General features: G+C 70.9%; 33 protein-coding genes. 31 read left to right on the top strand and 2 right to left on the bottom strand.

Annotation, left to right across the window (positions count from 1 at the left end):
* The first annotated feature begins 149 nt into the window (after positions 1-149).
* Together VA596_RS50135 and VA596_RS50130 are read left to right on the top strand one after the other, a co-directional pair.
* The gene (locus VA596_RS50135; protein WP_323337902.1) at positions 150-1076 is read left to right on the top strand and encodes a tyrosine-type recombinase/integrase; all 927 of its coding nucleotides are present in this window, start codon (positions 150-152) and stop codon (positions 1074-1076) included.
* 38 nt (positions 1077-1114) lie between these two features.
* The gene (locus VA596_RS50130) at positions 1115-1369 is read left to right on the top strand and encodes a hypothetical protein (RefSeq protein WP_323337901.1); all 255 of its coding nucleotides are present in this window, start codon (positions 1115-1117) and stop codon (positions 1367-1369) included.
* On the opposite strand, the gene VA596_RS50125 is transcribed toward VA596_RS50130, so the two are convergent.
* Both VA596_RS50125 and VA596_RS50120 read right to left on the bottom strand, forming a co-directional pair.
* Positions 1366-1677, bottom strand: coding sequence for a hypothetical protein (locus VA596_RS50125; protein WP_323337900.1), 312 nt, complete (start codon positions 1675-1677; stop codon positions 1366-1368). The genes VA596_RS50130 and VA596_RS50125 overlap by 4 nt on opposite strands.
* 117 nt (positions 1678-1794) lie before the next feature.
* Positions 1795-2229 carry a helix-turn-helix domain-containing protein gene (locus VA596_RS50120; protein ID WP_323337899.1) on the bottom strand — a complete coding sequence of 145 codons (435 nt, stop codon included), beginning with the start codon at positions 2227-2229 and terminating at the stop codon, positions 1795-1797.
* A 190-nt stretch (positions 2230-2419) separates the two neighbouring features.
* On the opposite strand from VA596_RS50120, the gene VA596_RS50115 reads away from it, so the two are divergent.
* The 29 genes from VA596_RS50115 (at position 2420) to VA596_RS49975 (ending at position 15437) form a co-directional block, all read left to right on the top strand.
* On the top strand, positions 2420-2632 hold the full coding sequence (locus VA596_RS50115; protein WP_323337898.1) for a transcriptional regulator: 213 nt from the start codon (positions 2420-2422) through the stop codon (positions 2630-2632).
* Positions 2633-2721: 89 nt separating this feature from the next.
* Positions 2722-3033: a hypothetical protein gene (locus tag VA596_RS50110; protein ID WP_323337897.1), complete on the top strand. Its 312-nt coding sequence runs from the start codon at positions 2722-2724 to the stop codon at positions 3031-3033.
* On the top strand, positions 3033-3197 hold the full coding sequence (locus VA596_RS50105) for a hypothetical protein (protein WP_323337896.1): 165 nt from the start codon (positions 3033-3035) through the stop codon (positions 3195-3197). The genes VA596_RS50110 and VA596_RS50105 overlap by 1 nt, the downstream gene beginning before the upstream one ends.
* Positions 3194-3409 carry a hypothetical protein gene (locus VA596_RS50100; RefSeq protein ID WP_323337895.1) on the top strand — a complete coding sequence of 72 codons (216 nt, stop codon included), beginning with the start codon at positions 3194-3196 and terminating at the stop codon, positions 3407-3409. The genes VA596_RS50105 and VA596_RS50100 overlap by 4 nt, the downstream gene beginning before the upstream one ends.
* Positions 3409-4455 carry a YqaJ viral recombinase family nuclease gene (locus VA596_RS50095; protein ID WP_323337894.1) on the top strand — a complete coding sequence of 349 codons (1047 nt, stop codon included), beginning with the start codon at positions 3409-3411 and terminating at the stop codon, positions 4453-4455. The genes VA596_RS50100 and VA596_RS50095 overlap by 1 nt, the downstream gene beginning before the upstream one ends.
* 2 nt (positions 4456-4457) lie before the next feature.
* Positions 4458-5270, top strand: a complete 813-nt coding sequence (locus tag VA596_RS50090; protein ID WP_323337893.1) for a recombinase RecT — start codon at positions 4458-4460, stop codon at positions 5268-5270.
* Positions 5267-5470 carry a hypothetical protein gene (locus tag VA596_RS50085; protein ID WP_323337892.1) on the top strand — a complete coding sequence of 68 codons (204 nt, stop codon included), beginning with the start codon at positions 5267-5269 and terminating at the stop codon, positions 5468-5470. Before VA596_RS50090 ends, VA596_RS50085 begins: the two co-directional genes overlap by 4 nt.
* The gene (locus tag VA596_RS50080) at positions 5467-5835 is read left to right on the top strand and encodes a hypothetical protein (protein WP_323337891.1); all 369 of its coding nucleotides are present in this window, start codon (positions 5467-5469) and stop codon (positions 5833-5835) included. Before VA596_RS50085 ends, VA596_RS50080 begins: the two co-directional genes overlap by 4 nt.
* A gap of 72 nt (positions 5836-5907) precedes the next feature.
* Positions 5908-6546, top strand: coding sequence for a LuxR C-terminal-related transcriptional regulator (locus VA596_RS50075; protein WP_323337890.1), 639 nt, complete (start codon positions 5908-5910; stop codon positions 6544-6546).
* Positions 6543-7823, top strand: coding sequence for a DNA cytosine methyltransferase (locus VA596_RS50070; protein WP_323337889.1), 1281 nt, complete (start codon positions 6543-6545; stop codon positions 7821-7823). The genes VA596_RS50075 and VA596_RS50070 overlap by 4 nt, the downstream gene beginning before the upstream one ends.
* Complete coding sequence (locus VA596_RS50065; protein ID WP_323337888.1) at positions 7820-8032, top strand: hypothetical protein; 213 nt, start codon at positions 7820-7822, stop codon at positions 8030-8032. Before VA596_RS50070 ends, VA596_RS50065 begins: the two co-directional genes overlap by 4 nt.
* Positions 8029-9036: a hypothetical protein gene (locus tag VA596_RS50060; RefSeq protein ID WP_323337887.1), complete on the top strand. Its 1008-nt coding sequence runs from the start codon at positions 8029-8031 to the stop codon at positions 9034-9036. Before VA596_RS50065 ends, VA596_RS50060 begins: the two co-directional genes overlap by 4 nt.
* A complete protein-coding gene (locus VA596_RS50055; protein WP_323337886.1) occupies positions 9033-9581 on the top strand; it encodes a zinc finger domain-containing protein in 549 nt (182 codons plus the stop codon). Before VA596_RS50060 ends, VA596_RS50055 begins: the two co-directional genes overlap by 4 nt.
* A 79-nt stretch (positions 9582-9660) precedes the next feature.
* The gene (locus VA596_RS50050; RefSeq protein WP_323337885.1) at positions 9661-10437 is read left to right on the top strand and encodes a hypothetical protein; all 777 of its coding nucleotides are present in this window, start codon (positions 9661-9663) and stop codon (positions 10435-10437) included.
* Positions 10434-10661, top strand: coding sequence for a hypothetical protein (locus VA596_RS50045; RefSeq protein WP_323337884.1), 228 nt, complete (start codon positions 10434-10436; stop codon positions 10659-10661). The genes VA596_RS50050 and VA596_RS50045 overlap by 4 nt, the downstream gene beginning before the upstream one ends.
* 38 nt (positions 10662-10699) lie before the next feature.
* Positions 10700-11197 (top strand): hypothetical protein, encoded by a 498-nt coding sequence (locus VA596_RS50040; protein ID WP_323337883.1) that lies wholly within the window; start codon positions 10700-10702, stop codon positions 11195-11197.
* Positions 11198-11297: 100 nt separating this feature from the next.
* Positions 11298-11459: a hypothetical protein gene (locus tag VA596_RS50035; RefSeq protein WP_323337882.1), complete on the top strand. Its 162-nt coding sequence runs from the start codon at positions 11298-11300 to the stop codon at positions 11457-11459.
* Positions 11456-11719 carry a hypothetical protein gene (locus tag VA596_RS50030; RefSeq protein ID WP_323337881.1) on the top strand — a complete coding sequence of 88 codons (264 nt, stop codon included), beginning with the start codon at positions 11456-11458 and terminating at the stop codon, positions 11717-11719. Before VA596_RS50035 ends, VA596_RS50030 begins: the two co-directional genes overlap by 4 nt.
* Entirely contained in the window at positions 11716-11943 is a 228-nt protein-coding gene (locus VA596_RS50025; RefSeq protein WP_323337880.1) for a hypothetical protein, read from the top strand. Before VA596_RS50030 ends, VA596_RS50025 begins: the two co-directional genes overlap by 4 nt.
* A gap of 106 nt (positions 11944-12049) precedes the next feature.
* Complete coding sequence (locus tag VA596_RS50020) at positions 12050-12226, top strand: hypothetical protein (RefSeq protein WP_323337879.1); 177 nt, start codon at positions 12050-12052, stop codon at positions 12224-12226.
* A complete protein-coding gene (locus VA596_RS50015; protein ID WP_323337878.1) occupies positions 12223-12570 on the top strand; it encodes a hypothetical protein in 348 nt (115 codons plus the stop codon). The genes VA596_RS50020 and VA596_RS50015 overlap by 4 nt, the downstream gene beginning before the upstream one ends.
* Entirely contained in the window at positions 12567-12737 is a 171-nt protein-coding gene (locus tag VA596_RS50010; protein ID WP_323337877.1) for a hypothetical protein, read from the top strand. Before VA596_RS50015 ends, VA596_RS50010 begins: the two co-directional genes overlap by 4 nt.
* Positions 12734-13102 carry a hypothetical protein gene (locus VA596_RS50005; protein WP_323337876.1) on the top strand — a complete coding sequence of 123 codons (369 nt, stop codon included), beginning with the start codon at positions 12734-12736 and terminating at the stop codon, positions 13100-13102. Before VA596_RS50010 ends, VA596_RS50005 begins: the two co-directional genes overlap by 4 nt.
* Entirely contained in the window at positions 13099-13566 is a 468-nt protein-coding gene (locus VA596_RS50000) for a RusA family crossover junction endodeoxyribonuclease (RefSeq protein WP_323337875.1), read from the top strand. Before VA596_RS50005 ends, VA596_RS50000 begins: the two co-directional genes overlap by 4 nt.
* Entirely contained in the window at positions 13563-13817 is a 255-nt protein-coding gene (locus tag VA596_RS49995) for a hypothetical protein (RefSeq protein ID WP_323337874.1), read from the top strand. Before VA596_RS50000 ends, VA596_RS49995 begins: the two co-directional genes overlap by 4 nt.
* The gene (locus VA596_RS49990; protein WP_323337873.1) at positions 13814-14362 is read left to right on the top strand and encodes a WhiB family transcriptional regulator; all 549 of its coding nucleotides are present in this window, start codon (positions 13814-13816) and stop codon (positions 14360-14362) included. The genes VA596_RS49995 and VA596_RS49990 overlap by 4 nt, the downstream gene beginning before the upstream one ends.
* Before the next feature lie 17 nt (positions 14363-14379).
* The gene (locus VA596_RS49985; RefSeq protein WP_323337872.1) at positions 14380-14784 is read left to right on the top strand and encodes a hypothetical protein; all 405 of its coding nucleotides are present in this window, start codon (positions 14380-14382) and stop codon (positions 14782-14784) included.
* Positions 14777-14983: a hypothetical protein gene (locus tag VA596_RS49980; RefSeq protein WP_323337871.1), complete on the top strand. Its 207-nt coding sequence runs from the start codon at positions 14777-14779 to the stop codon at positions 14981-14983. The genes VA596_RS49985 and VA596_RS49980 overlap by 8 nt, the downstream gene beginning before the upstream one ends.
* Complete coding sequence (locus tag VA596_RS49975) at positions 14976-15437, top strand: DUF6221 family protein (protein ID WP_323337870.1); 462 nt, start codon at positions 14976-14978, stop codon at positions 15435-15437. The genes VA596_RS49980 and VA596_RS49975 overlap by 8 nt, the downstream gene beginning before the upstream one ends.
* Positions 15438-15496: the final 59 nt, after the last annotated feature.

Raw genomic sequence — 15496 nt, 5'->3', positions numbered from 1 at the left:
GAACCAGTAATTCTCCTCGGAGATTCCAGGAACCGTGCGTTCGCCGGTCAGGTGCAGGTAATCGCTCCTACCTGCGACTTTCGGTGCCACTGATGCCTTCTCCTGTTCCTCCGAGGTTCCGCACAGCGTTGTTTCAGGAGGAAACTACCGTGCTCGACAACTTCACCGACTGGCGCGACGAGTGGGCGCTCGTCCTCGACGGATCTGTCAACACGAAGTCCGCAGAGCAGTACCTCCGATGCGTTGGCCAGTTCATCACCTGGGCGCAGACGGAACACCCCGACGTGACGGACGTCGCCGACGTCACGGACAAGCACGCGACCGGGTGGGCGGCCCATCTGGTAACCGAGCGCAAGCTTGCGCCCGCAACCCGACGGGTGCGCCTTCTCTCGCTACGGTTCTGGTTTGGCTACATGGCCACGCAGCAGGACAGCGGCGTGAGGCAGAACCCGTTCGCCCTGCTCAAGCTGCCCGTCCCTGACGAAAAGCCTGTTCCGGTGATTCCGGACGCTGAACTCGCCGCCCTGCTCCGTACCGCATCCGGGTCCGACTTCATCAGCATCCGGGACAACGCGATCCTGCGCGTACTCCTCGACACAGGTATCCGCCGCGGCGAGCTGGTGAACATCGACGTCGCCGACGTCGATTTCGCGCAGCATGAGATCACAGTCACAGGCAAGGGCGGCAGGACTCGAATCGTGCCGTTGTCGCCGAAGACGGTCCTCGCGCTGAGGAAGTACATGCGCGCTCGGGCTCGGCGTCCGGCCTCGACGGCGCGGCCGCTGTTCCTGTCGATCCGGCCGGATGATCGAGGAGTCAATCGGCTCACCGGCGGCGGCCTCTTCGAGATGGTGAAACGCCGCTGCAAGGCGGCCGGCCTGGTTCATCGATGGCCGCACCAACTTCGTCACACCTGGGCACACGACATGCTCGACAACGGGGCGAACGAACAGGACGTCGAACGGCTCGGCGGTTGGACCCGCGGGTCGAAGATGGTCAAGCGCTATGGGTCGTCGATGGCCGACGAGAGGGCGCGGAAGCGGTCCCGCGACCTTGCCCGCGGCGACCGGGTTTGAGCGCTATGCGGGTGACATGACCGCTGTTCCCTGCGGGTATGACTCCTCAGGACAAGATCAGCCAGACGCGTGCCGCCGCGCACCGGTCGTGGGCGAAGACCTCGGACCGGTCGCGGCGCACCGCGCCGGCCCGTGAAGCGGCCGACGCCAGGTTCGAGCACGAGGTGGATCCCGAAGGCCGCATGACCCCTCAGGCGCGGGCGCTGGCGGCTGCCAGCGCCCGCAAGGCGTATTACCAGGAGCTTGCGCGTAAGAGCGTCGCATCGCGTCGCCGGGCGCGGGCGGCCAGCTAGCCGGCGTCGCGGACGACGTGGAACGCAGTCCGTCGGACGGTGGGCTCGTCGGTGGCCTGCTCGGGGACGAGTCCGCACGCGGTCGCGCCGCCGGCGAGCACGGCGAACTGTCGATCGGGTGGTCCGTACACGACGTCGCGGAGCACTCCGACGATCGCGGGCACGACGTCGACGTCGTCGGCGACGTGCAGGATCTTCGTCTTGTGGTCGAACACGGCTTCGTAGTCGTCCAGGGGTCCACGACTGATCGTGATCCTGCCGTGCGCAGACACGGCCCCCTCCAGCAGCACCGCCAGATCGTCGTTCATGACCGGAGTTTCGTAGAACTTTGAAGGATCCTTACCCTACTGCGGGGTAGTGACCTGATCGGATTAACAGATGACACGCGAGTGTCACAGAACGTTCGCGATTAGGCCACGTGCGCGTCATGAACCGCTGACGCCGGAGTCAGGACTCGTCTGCTTGGGTGTCCGCTTACGCCGTCCGGCGGTGAACCGGTCACTGTCTGTCTCGACTTGTTCGGAGCCGAATGTGACTTGGCTTGCTGCTATCGCGAGGCGTCGTTTGAGCTCGTCGATCACCTGAGTGTCGGTCAGGTTCTCCAGGTCGACGACCGTTCCGCGGCCGCGTACCTCGTCGCGGGTCAGAACGCCGGTCGCGACGAGGATCTCGAGGAGGTTGACGCCGAGCGCGTCGGCCGTTTTGCGGCTGTTTTCGACGCTCGGCACCTCGAGGCCGCGCAGCCACTTGCTGATGGACGCCGGGTTGACGCCGGCCAGGCGGCCGAGTTCGGCGCTGTTCAGGTCTTTCCGGGACATCTGGGCGCGCAGGTAGGCGGGGAAGTCGCCTTGTTCGTCCATGGGCACTAATCGTACTTGCGCGCACGCAACTCACAAGCGCGTTGCCCAGGATGCCGCACATGTTGATCATGAATTACCCCACATGGTCGTGATTCGACTACGGAACGTGGAGTAATTACACGCCTGTAGTTCACGTTCGGACGCACCGTGGATCTTGCGTGCGCGCACGCACGTTTGATAACGTGCACGCATGACGAACCGCCGCTCGATCCGAGTCCGCGAGGACTTCGCCGCCACGGCGGCCGAGCAGGGACACACCACGAAAACCGCTATCGCACAAGCGATCGGCCTCGACCCGTCCAACGTCGGCCGCGTGCTCCGCGGCAACGCCAAGCCGTCGAACGAGTTCATCGCGGGCGCACTCGCGCTCGGCTCGTTCGAGGACCTGTTCGAGGTCCGATGACCACTGCCCAGAACGTGAAGAACCCCCACCGCGCCGGGACCAACCAGGCGGCAGGGGTTCAGGGAGACGACCACCCCGGAGGGGGATCGATGACGACAGCATACCGACCGATCGGCACCGAGCGGTTCAAGCTCGCCGCCGTGCTCCGCCGCCGCGGCGTCCGGCTGGAGCGCGCGACCGACACGTTCGAGCGCGCCGAGTGCAACTGGCGCGCGACGCCGACCTGCGGGCCCACCGAGTTCCGGATCCACCGCGACCCCGCGGGCACGGGCGACGTGGTCGCCGAGCCGTGGCTCGTCGGGATCTGCTGCTTCACGGACGCGCTCAACGCCGCCCAGGACGAGCAGGACCCGAACAGCGACGCCGACCTCATCGTCGAGACCCGCGCCGAGGCCGCGTGATGAGCATCCGCGACAGCTTCCGCCGCGCGAACGAGACCGTCGCCGACGCCCGCGCCGACGTCGAGCAGGGCCGCGCCGCCGCCCAGCGCGCCGCCCTCGACCGAGCCAAGGCCACCAACGACAAGGCCACCAAGACGGCCACCCCGAAGGAGCAGAGCAAGTGACGAACCGCCAGTGGACGTTCAGGACCGAGGTCGTCCGGCCCGACGGGGTGACCGTCTCGGCCGCCGTGTCCCTGCCCGAGGGGCAGGCGGGCAAGCGGTTCCTCGACATCAGCGAGCTCGGACAGATGGCCGCCGCGCAGCTGGTCACCCGGTTGAACGACCCGCGCTATGTCGGCGACGGCGAACTCTTCCAGCCCGAGGTGCCGTTCTGATGACCGCCACCGCAGAACACTCCGCCGAGCCCTGGGCCACCCCCGCCGCCCGGCTGCTGCTTCCGGCCGACGCACCGCGAGAGCAGTGGCTCGCCGCGCGCCGGCTCGGCCTCGGCGGGTCCGACGCGTCGACCGTCGCCGGGATCAACCCGCGCAACTCCCGGTACGCGCTCTGGCTCGACAAGACCGCCCGCGCCCGCGAGAAGGAACAGACCGACGCGATGGAGTGGGGCCTCCGCCTCGAACCCGCCATCGCGCAGTGGTTCACCGACGTCAGCGGCATCCCGGTGCGCCGCGCCGGCCTCATGCAGTCCATCGCGCATCCGTTCCAGCAGGTGTCGCTGGACGGCATGACCGCGGACGGCGGGATCGCCGAGTGGAAAACGACGAGCTGGCGCACCGAGGACGCCGAGATCTGGCTCGACGGCGACGTCCCGGATCACGCCGAAATTCAGACGCAGCACGGCATGGCCGTGACCGGCCGGAGCCACGCGCACGTGGCCGTGCTGATCGACGGCCGCACCCCGCTGCGCAAGGTCGTCGAGCGGGACGACGAGTTGATCGCCGTCCTGACGGACCTCGAACGCGACTTCTGGCACGCCTACGTCCTCGCGGACGTCGAGCCGCCCGTCGATGGCAGCGAGGCCACCACAAAAGCGCTCAAGCAGCGCTATGCCACGGCCTCGACGGAAGTCGTCTCGGCCGGCCGAGACGTCGCCGAGCTCCGCGAGCAGCTGATCGCCGCCAAGGACGACGTCAAGGCCGCCAAGGCGCGCGTCGACGAGATCGGCAACGTGCTCCGCGCGAAGTGCGGCGCGGCGACCGACCTTGCGGTGATGGGCGAAATCCTCGTCACTCTCCACCAGAACGGCACGTTCAGCGAGTCCCGGTTCGCCGTCGACCACCCCGACCTGGTCGACGAGTTCACCACCGCCGCGCCGACCTTCGACCTGCCGCGGCTCAAGGCCGAGCGGCCCGACCTCTACCAGCAGTACCGCGCCCGCGTGCTGCGCACCCCGAAACCGAAGCCCGCGAAAGGGGCATGACCATGGCCGAAGGAATCCGCGACCGCGTCCAGCAGCAGGCCGCCAGCACCGCCGTCGCTCGCCAGCCGGACGGCGACGACAAGCCGCCGACACTCCGCGCCCTGATCGAGCGCATGAAGCCCGAACTTGCCCGGGCCCTGCCGAAGCACATGGACCCCGACCGTGTCGCCCGCATCGCCGTGACGCTCGTCGGCGGCAACGCGGACCTCGCGAAGTGCACGCCGCAGTCCTTCCTGGGCGCGCTCATGACCGCGTCGCAGCTCGGCCTGGAGCCCGGCCCCCTCGGCGAGGCGTACCTCGTGCCCTACGGCAACAAGGTCACGTTCATCCCCGGCTACAAGGGCCTGATCAAACTCGCGTGGCAGTCGAACATGCTCAAGAGCATCGACGCGCACGTCGTGTTCGAGCACGACGAGTTCGACTACGCATACGGCCTCGAGCCGTTCCTCAAGCACAAGCCGGTGCGCGGCAAACGGGGCGACCGGACCGACGTCTACGCCTGCGCGACCTTCCTCAACGGCGGCAGCGCGTTCGTCGTGATGTCCATCGATGACGTCGAAGCCATCCGCGCGCGAAGCAAGGCCGGGAAGCGCGGCCCGTGGGTCACCGACTGGGACGCCATGGCGCAGAAGACCGCCGTCAAGCAGCTGTCCAAGTTCCTCCCGATGTCCACCGAACTCCGTGCGTTCGCCCAGGCCGTCGCCCTCGACGGGACCGCCCGGGACAACATCGAGGGCACCGTCGACGACGTCATCCCGGACTACGTCGAGGGCGAGGTCGTCGACGACCCCGCCGAGGGCGGGCAGCAGGAATGACCCAGAGGCAGCAGCCGGGCTGCACCGGCAAGAAGAAGTACCGCACCGCCGCCGAGGCCGACGCCATGCTCGGCCTGATCTGGTCGCTCTGCAAGCCCGGCCGCCGCCTCGAATCCCGCTACTACCCCTGTGACCACTGTGGACAGTGGCACCTGACCAGCATGCCCCTCGCCCAGGCAGAGACGGAACACGCCGCATGACCGAACAACTCGCCCTCGGCCTCGCCGCCCGGCACGCCGGGCAGGCCGCCAACCTCGCCGCCGGCGCAAAGCCCTACCGCGACGACCGCGGCCGCGTCGAGTACGCCGTCCGCACCCTCACCAACAGCCGGGCCGCGTTCACCGCCGACGACGTCCACCGCCTCGTCCAGCACGACGGCTTCAACGCCGAGTACGACCGGAACCTCGTCTCCAGCGTCCTCGGCGTCTGGGCGCAGGCCAGGCGCATCGTCCGCGAAGACACCCGCGTCAGCGAAAGCCGCTCCCGGCACGCCAGCCGCAACGGCGTCTGGCGCGCCGCCCCCAGAGACACCCCGCCGCCACCCTTGCAACGGCAAGGCGACTGACCCCCAGACCGGCCAGCGGGCCGCGCCACCAGCACCACGGCGCGGCCCGCACCCATCCCAGAAGGACACGCCGTGTACGAATACAGCCACGCCGAGCGCGAGCGCGACATCGCCCACTGCCCCACCGGGCTCCGCAACAGCCCCGCCTGGCGAGCACAACAGGCCGACCGTGACGCCCGCCGGCTCATCGCCGACGTTCGCGAGTACGACCCCCAGCTCGTCTGGGGCCGCCTCAACCGCCTGGGCAAGGAAGATCCCCAGCGGCTCATGAGCATGCTCGTCGAGCTCGCCGCCAAGGCCGATCTCGCCATCCTCGACGAAGACGGCGCGCCCGACTGGACCCGGCCCATCGGCGGCACCGCCGCCCTCCAGCCGGACCACGCCACCTACGTCACACCCCAGACCGACGCCGCTGCCGAGCGCGAAGCCGCCGTCGTCAGGCTGCTCCGCGACGGTGTCCGTCACTCCGAAATCGGACTCCGGACCGGCGCATCCGGCCACCAGATCAACAACATCGCGCACAAGTACGACCTCATCCGCGGACCGTTCGACCCCACCGAACGCGACGACGAAATCGCCCGCCTCACCGCGAAAGGTCTCGTCGCCCGCGAGATCGCCGCGCAGCTCGGCATCAACGAGCGCACCGTCACCGCCGCCCGCGCCCGCGTCCGCGCCCGCAAAGAGGTCGAGACCGCCGAGGCCGCCGCGTGATCCCCAACCTCTTCGCTGGGCCCGGCGGCTGGTGCGCCGGGCTCCGGCTCGCCGGTTACGGCGGCCCGACCGTCGGGATCGAGTGGGACGACGCCGCGTGCCGCACCGGCATCGCCGCCGGACACCCGCGGATCCGCGCCGACGTCTCCACTTTCGACCCGAGCGTCTTCGCCGGGCTCGCCGACGGCCTCATCGCGTCTCCGCCCTGTCAGGCGTGGTCGATGGCCGGCGACCGCAAGGGCGAACTCGACCGCGAGAAGGTATACGAGAGGATCGCCGCGTTCGCCGCCGAGCGCGAGCCCGACGTCGTCGAGTGGGCCGACGACCGCTCGCACCTCACCGCCGAGCCGATGCGCTGGGCCGTCGCGCTCAACCCGCGCTGGATCGCGTGCGAGCAGGTTCCGGCCGTGCTTCCGCTCTGGCAGTACATGGCCGAGCTGCTGCGCAAGCGTGGCTACCGCACGTGGGCGGGCATCCTCTCGGCCGAGGAGTACGGCGTCCCGCAGACCCGCAAGCGCGCGATCCTCGTCGCCCGCCGCGACGGTCTCCCGGCCGGCCCGCCGCCGCCAACTCACCAGGCGTACCGCGCCGGCCAGACCATCGGCACCGAGCCCAGCCTCTTCGGGGACCCGCTGCCTCCACCGGTGTCGATGGCTGACGCGCTCGGCTGGCCGGACTCCTGGAGCGTCGAGTACCAGCGCGGCCGGGGCATGGCCGAACGTCACGGCGAACGTCCGCACCGGCCAGCGACCGCGCCCGGACCGACGATCCGCGCCGGGTCCGGCGGCACCGGAACCAGCCTGCTGGTCCACATGGCGCCCGCCGGAGCGTCCTCGAGGATGGTCGAGCCGAGGCCCATAACCGAGCCAGGCCACACCATCACGGGCAAGGCAACTGCGGCGTGGGTGATGCGGAACAGCCCGCAGTGCAACGCCGCCGAGCGCTCGGCCAACGAGCCCGCAGGGACGATCTACGGGGCCCGGCCCGGCAACATGACGTGGGTTCACGAGCGCCCCGCAACCACCGTGCAGGGCGACCCGCGCATCGGGCGCCCGGGACACAAGGACCGGGCTGGCGGTGAGTCGCAGTTCGAGCAGGACAGCGTGCGCGTCACCGTCCAGGAGGCCGCGGTACTACAGAGCTTTCCGGCGGGCTACCCGTGGCAGGGCAACAAGTCCGAGCAGTATCGCCAGATCGGGGACGCTGTGCCGCCTCTGCTCGCGGCGGCCATCCTCCGGACGCTGCTCGCCGTAGGCACGGGAGAGGCCGCCGCGTGAACCGCACGACCGCGCGACGAGCCCGGAAGCCGCACCGCTGCCCGTACTGCTCCCTGATCAAGCCCGGCGACGTCTATCTCGAACACGTCGTCTCGCCCGACCACGACGGCCTCGGCAACACCGGCTGGTTGCGCCTGCCCGAGTGCGCCAGCTGTGCCCGCAGCTGCGGACGTGGCCACCTCATCGACGCCCGGGAGGCGACACCTTGACCACCCGCACCACCAGCCGGCCCGCCGACGTCCGCGAGTTCGTCCGCGTGTCCGTCGACATCGCGCACCACCCCAAGATCATCGCCATGGGCGACCCCGCCGCCGCGTGGGGCTACGCCGCCGCCATGGCCTACGCCGGCAAGTACCACACCGACGGCTGGATCACCGTCCGCACCATCGCCCACGAAGGCGGCATCTCCGTCCAAAAAGCACGGAAACTCGTCGCCGTCGGGCTCGTGCACGAACACGGCCACACGTGCGAAAAGTGCCCCGAAGTCCCCAAGGGGCAGGCATACCTGCACGACTACCTCGAACACAACCGCTCCCGGTCCGAAGTGGACGAACACCGCAGGTCAGCCGCCGAACGCGGCCGACGAGGCGCCGCCAAACGATGGGGCAACCCACCCGCCGACACCCCGGAAACCACCCCGAATCCGGATAGCAACAGCTATAGCGGCAGCCATGGCACCAGCAATGGCAAAAACATGGCAGAGGTAGAGGAAGAGATAACTACTCACCTTCCCGACGCCCCTCACGTACCCACCGCGCGCGAAAACGATCACGAGCAGAACCGGCCCGCCACGGGACCCGCCCCCTCGGGGCCCCGCAGCGTCCAGGCGTACAAGCTCGTCGACCGCACCATCGGCAAGCGCATCCCCAGCGCCACCCGCACCGCCCTCGCCTTCGAAGCCGTCGCCCTGCTCGACGAGTTCGACGAACCCACCATCGGGGCCGCCCTCACCCGCTGGAACCAGAAGACCGGCGTAGGGCCGAAGCTCCTGCCCTCCCTCGTCGCCGACATCGTCAAGGAAGCCGACGGGGCAGGGGCGACCCTTGTCGCGGGCGGGCGCGCGTCACGCGCGCCGTCCGGGCGCGGGGCGAAGGTGCGCGGGTGGCTGGAGCTCGGCCAGGGCGACGGCGCCGCGGTGCCGGTCGAGCCGTTCGGCGGCGGGATGCTCGTCGACGCGCCGTACCTGACGATCGAGGCTGGAGGCCAGGGGTGAACCGGCAGGAGGTCACGCAGCTGCTCGGCGCCGCCTCGGCGGTCGACCAGTACGCGCCGCAGCCGGACGAGCTCGTCCTCCGCATCTGGACGTCGATGCTCGCGGACATCCCGATGGCCGCGGCCGAGCAAGCGCTCATGGCGCACTACCGCGCCACCAAGGACACGATCACCCCGGCGGACATCGCCGGCTGGTACCGCGATCGGCGTCGGTACGCGCCGCCCGAGCACGTCTCGCCGCCGGCCGACCCCGAGGTGATCCGGAACGGGATCGACCGCGTGTTCACCGCGCTGGCCGCCAAGAAGGCGCTCGGCGCCGCCGAGCGGTCCGGGGGAGAGGTCGACCTCGCGGAGCTTGAGCTCGCGGTCGAGTCGGACGTCGCCGCGCGCCGGGCATGGCGAGGCGTGCCGTGCCCGGTCGAGTCGTGCCGGGCCGGCGTGGGCCAGCGGTGCACGTCGAACGGGCGGCCGCTCACGAAGTCGCCGTGCCACCCGGCGCGGATGGACGCGGCTTTCGCGGCCCAGGCGAGTTCGTTTGCGCCGTGAGTATTGCGTGCGCGCACGCATGTTTGATAACGTGAGCGCACGCCACCGGGGGACCCGGTGACAACGCAAGGGAGACGACATGACCACCAGCGGACTGACCACCCGCACCGACCAGCTGGACATGCTCGGCGAAATCGCCGACGCCAGCGCCGCGGCACTCGCCGCGCTGCTCGCGCACGCCGGGTTCGAGCGCGATGGCCAGCTCATCAACCACCCGCAGTCGGGCGTGACCGTCGCGGTCCCGACCGACTGCGCGGGCTACCGCATCACCTTCCCGCAGGCGAGCGCGCGGAACGGCCTCGGGATCGTCGACCTTCCGGTCGCCGCGACCTACGGTGTCGTCCAGCACGTCGCCTTGGCGCTGCACGCCCAGGACGGCGCCGAGAACTTCCCGCCCGCCGCCGCGCCGGCCTCCAAGTTCGGCGACTCGCTCCGTCAGCTCGCCGACACCGCCGACCGGCAGCCCGAGCTGGGCGACTGGTTCGGCCGCGTCACCTTCCGCGTGCACCGCGCGCCGGGCACCACGTCGTCGCTCGACGACTTCGCCGAGCTGTTCGGCACGACCGTCGAGCCCGTCGGCGACACCGGGCGCTACGTCGAGGCCCGCGCCGACGTCGGCGGCATCGCGCTCATCCTCCAGGCCGACAAGCCGGCGTACGCCCGCGAGCACGGCGCGGTGCCCGACGCCGAGCTCGGCGCGCTGCACGTCATGCGCGACACGTGCTGGTGCCTCCCGATCCGCGGCGAGTGCGGCCAGGTCACCCACCACAACGAGGACGGCAGCGAGCCGCAGTTCGTCGCGACCGACACCGACCCGATCACCCGCGACGGCTACGCCACCGAGGACCACCGGTGACGCGGCTCATCACGGTCCGCGACACGGCCGACCGCGTTCGGCCGCTGATGTACCTCCAGCGGCACCTGGTCGTCGAGTCCGTCGTGTCGGACCCGACCCGAGCCCGGCCCGGCCGCCTGCGGTTCACGACCTTCTACATCGGCGCCGGCATGGACGCCGACCCCGTCATCGTCTTCCACGACGCGGGCGAGGTCGTCGACATGCGGGTCAGGGTCGCCGCGTGACCGGCCCCGCGAAAAGCCGCGAGTACAGGGTCGGCCAAGTGCTGACCCTGCGCTCCGGCGCAACCTGGAAGGTCGACCGGATCGCCGATCACGACGGCCTCCGCGGCGTCGCGCTCGTCGACCCGGTCGACCCGGGCCACCGAACCGCCTACCGCGCTGACGTCCTCGACACGCTCGTCGCCGCTCGGCCGGCCCCGCCCCCGCTGTGCACCACGCTCCCGCCGTGCTCGCTCTGCGGCGTCGAGGTCGAGACCGACGCCGACGGCTTCCTGTGCCAGTCCTGCGGGTGCTGGTGGCCGTTCGACGGCCTCGACGACAAGCCCGGCGAATGGCTCGACAACGACGGCGACACCGAGCAGTGCCCGTCCGTGATCCAGCCGTTCGCCGACCTCGCCAGCGCGCGCGCCGACATCCGCTGGAACACCTACCGGTGCTTCCTCGACGCCGAGCACGCCGGCAACCACCGGAACCCGGACTACTACGGGACTTGGCGCGACGAGGACCCGCGCGCCTCGTCCGGCAAGGCGCCCGCGTGACCGGCCCTGACTGGCGGTGGTGGGTGCGTCGCTTCGGCGTCGCCCTCGCCCTCGCCGGCCTCACCGTCATCCTCTTCGCCCTCGCCATCGGGAGCTACCAGTGACCGTCCACACCAGACAGACCAGCCCCGCGGGCCCCGCCGCTCGCGTGTGGGCGTGGCTGCTCGGCCACGACCACACGCTCGAGGTCGCCGCGATCACCGTGCGCGTGACGCTGCTCGTCGTGTTCATCCTCGGCGCGCTGCTCGGCGGCGCCCGGTGAGTTACGTCTTCTCCCGCGACAACCCCGAGATCGCCGACCGGCTGGCCGGGACGGACCTCGAACGGATCCGCGCCGTCTCCGACCGCATCGACCGCATCCACGCCGAGGGCATGCACCAGGACCTCTGCGGCTGCACCGCGGCGACCTGTACGACCCGCACGGACGTCGAACTGCGCGAGGCCGGCTCCGAGGAGACCATCGCGTGGCTCGCCGCTCTCGGGTTCGTCAGCATCGACGAGCTGTACGTGGAGACCCGGTGACGTCGCTGGACCCCGGTCGGTCGCCGTGCCGCCGGCACCCGTGCAGCGTCGAGCACGCCGACGTCGTCGCCTCGTTCCGCGAGACGGTCCGGCTCTACGACGAGGAGGCCGAGCGGGTCACCGGCGGCTACAACCGGGAGATCGCCCGCTACCGCGAGGACCACCCGCGCCCGACCCTCAAGGACTACTTGATCACGAGGGGGCAGGCGTGCCCGACCTCGTGAGCCTGCTGTTCCGCCTCTACGGCGCGTACCTCCGCGCCCGGGCCGCCGCACACCGGCGCGCGGCCCGGACCCGCGAAATCCACCGACTCGACCAGGAGCACTAACCATGGCCTTCACCAAGAAGATCGCCCAGGCGCCCGACGAGGGCCCCGGCCAGACGAAAGACTGCCCGGTCTGCCCGGGCAACGGCCCGTCCGCCGGGATGCTCTGGGGCGTCAACCCCGCCGAGACCCCGCCGTTCCCGTGCGGCACCTGCAACGGCACCGGGAAGGTCCACAAGTGACCAACCCGATCGCCGTCGAATGGTTCGTCGAGGACGGGTTCGTCGTCGCCGGCACCCTCGACCCGCACGTCGCGCTGGCCGCGGCCGTCGCGGATGACGACGAGTTCCGCGTCCGCTACTCCGCCGTCGAGATGGGGGAGCGCAGCCTCGACGCGGACGACGAGCCCTCGGCCGAGGCCGTCGCCGAACTCGGCGACGCGCTGCACCAGTTCATCGCCGAGGCCGTCGCCAGCCGCTGGCACTGGTTCCCGGCGTCCGAAGAGGACCGCGAGGACTACGGCGTGACGCGCTGGCTCCGGCTGGGCGACGGGCTCGACAGCTTCGAGGGGGTCGCGTTCCGGTGACCGCCCCGACCGTGACGGCCGTGCCGCTCGGTGGTGTCCCGTGTGGACGGTGCGGCTACCCCGCCCACTCCATGGCCACCCACCCCAACGGCGCGGCCCGGATCGCGCACCTCGACCGGCGCATCCCGCCGTGCCCCGCCCCGAACAGCCCCGGAGGACGCCCGTGACCAACCCGAACGACGAGCTTCGCGCCGCGGCGAAGCTGCTCCGCGAGCGGGCGACCGCCGCGACCGCCGGGCCGTGGCGCAACCACGACGGCTACGTCCCCGGCGGCGGATACGTCGCCTCCGTGCTCAGCGGTGGCGGCGTCGACACCGACCTCCGCGCGTGGCTCCCGACGTTCAGCAACGACACGGGGTTGACGAAGCGGAACGTCCTGAACGACGCCCGCTGGATCGCCTTGGCGTCGCCCGTCCTCGCCGAGCCGCTGGCGTGCCTGCTCGACGAGGCCGCGCTCCGACGCGACCGCGGCGAGGGGTTCCAGGCGCACGCCGAGAACCTGGCCGGCCTGCTGCTGGATGGTGCCGCATGATCGACCCGTCGACGGTTCACCTGAACTCGAACGCGGTTCGCGCGCTCGGCCGTTCCCGGACGTTCGAGGTGGACGTCCCGATGATGCGGCGCCGTGCTGGCGGCCCGCTCGAACCGCCGCTCAACGCCAACGACCGCTGGCACCACAGCCAGCGGGCCCAGCGCACCGCCGCGGTTCGCCTCGGCGTCCGGGACGGCGCCCGCCGCGCCGAGATCCCGGCCGGTTCCCACCTCACCGTCACCCTTCACTACCGGCCCGGCGACAACCGCCGCCGCGACGCCGACAACCTCGTCCCGACGCTCAAGGCCGCGTGCGACGCCCTCGCGCGCGGCCCCCGCCGGGACTGGATCGGCCTGGAGCTCGTCCCGGACGACACCCCGCAGTTCATGACGAAGCACATGCCGGTCATCCACGCGGGCGCGGGGGAGCGGCGGCTCTGGCTCGAAATCGAGGTCCGCCCGTGAAGCCCTGGGAGGGAGACCTCGTCACCCCGCAGCAGCGGACCGCGCTGGCCACCGTCATCACGGGCCAGGGCATCACCGACCGCGGCGACCGGCTCGCGCTGATCTCGCACCTGCTCGGCACCCGCATCACGACCATGAACGAGCTCACCAAAGGCGAGGCCGCGCGCCTCCTCGACGAGCTCGGCCGGATCATCGCCGAGGGCGAGGTCGCGCTCGCGCTCGACCTCGCCCGGGAAGGGGAGGCCGCGTGACCATCGTCGACGAGCCCCCGAGGCTCCCGCGCGTCGTCCCTGAGTGGCACGAATCGGGCGCCTGCAACCTGTTTCCCGAACTCGACTTCATCGACGCCAAGGGCCCGGCCGCCGACGCCTGCCGCGTCATCTGCCGCGCCTGCCCCGTCCGCCTCCAGTGCGCCACCGACGCCCTCGAGCGCGGGGAGCCCTGGGGGATCTGGGGCGGCCTCGACCGCCTCGACCGCAAGGCCGTCGCCGCCGAGCTCGGCTACCCCGCGCCGGCCGTGATGCCCGAGCACGGCACCAACTCGCGATACGCGAAGTGGGGGTGCAAGTGCGCGGATTGCCGTGCCGCGCACACCCTCTACGAGTCCGAGCGCCGAATCACCGCGCGCCGCAAGGCGAAAGCCCGCGGCCTGTGGGTGTCGCCGCTCGCCCTCGACCGCCCGGTCCGCGTCGGCCGGCACCTGCTCGGCCCCGGCCAGCTGCTGCTGCCCCTGCCCGGACTCCCGCCGCACCATGCCGCGGAACCCCGCCCGTCCGACCTCGACCTCGCCGCCTGAACAGGAGAACACCAGCCGTGCCCGAAGACCTCGAACCCGCCACCCGACTCACGCCCGAACTGCCCGCCGCACCCGAACCGGCCGCCGCAGGCGCGCTGCTGCCCGAGGTCGCCGCGCTGCTGCCCCAGATCGGTCTGCTCGCCCCCGCCGTGATCGTGCCCGAGCCGGTCCTCGACGGCCGTAACGCGCCCGTCGCCGGCGTGGTTCGCTGGACCGGATCGGCCCACGGATTCACCGCCACCGCCATCACGGACGACGACGTCCAGGTCTACGTGCGCCCGGTCGACACCGACACCGAGACCGGCGTTGAGCTCGTCGACGGCGCGGGCAACGTCGTCGGCTCGGCGCTGACGCATAACGACCCGACCATCGACGTGTCCGGCTGCTACGTCGAGCCGGACGCCGAGGCCGCCGATGAGTAACCCCGTGCTCGAGTGGTCGCTTCGCGGACGTCCACCGTCCACGCCGGTCGACCCGCCGCCTGCCGAGCCCGTGCTCGCCGTCGGCGACCAGGTCACCGTGACCGCGAACGGCAGCACGTTCGAGGCCACGATCACCGCGGTCACGCCGGCAACCAGCAGCACGCCGACCGACGATCAGGCAGGATTGGCGGATGGATGAGTTCCTGGCGTGGTTGACCGCCCAGCTCGACAACGACGAGCGGGCGGCGCGCGCCGCGGCTGAGACGTTCGGCGGTGCGGCGGAGTGGCAGTTCGACCGGTTGACCGACGACGACTTCGGGACGGACTACTTCCTTCACGTCGGTGACCGGACGATCCTTGGTGCCGTTCGGCCCGGTGAGGAGAACGCAGGGCCGTTCGTGGTGTCCGAGCTGGAGCACATCGCGCGTCACGACCCGGCGCGCGCGCTTCGACGCATTGGCGCAGCCCGGAGGGCGATCCAGCTGCACCAGCCGGGACGCGACAGGCCGGACGGAGTTGAGTACTGCCTCGAATGCGGCCCGTCCTGGCGGGGTAACGAGCTCGTCGTCTACCCCTGCGAAACTCTCCGCTTGGCCGCGGTTGAGTTCGACGACCGGCAGGGCTACCGCGGTGGGTGGCAGCCGGAGCCCTGACTTGCGTCCGATCGAACACGTGTTCTACGGTGACGAGGTGTCGGGCGGGACGGGGAAGG

This window comes from Amycolatopsis heterodermiae, assembly GCF_034929455.1.
GTDB classification, from domain to species: Bacteria; Actinomycetota; Actinomycetes; order Mycobacteriales; family Pseudonocardiaceae; genus Amycolatopsis; species Amycolatopsis heterodermiae.
This window is presented reverse-complemented; position numbering and strand designations above follow the sequence as displayed.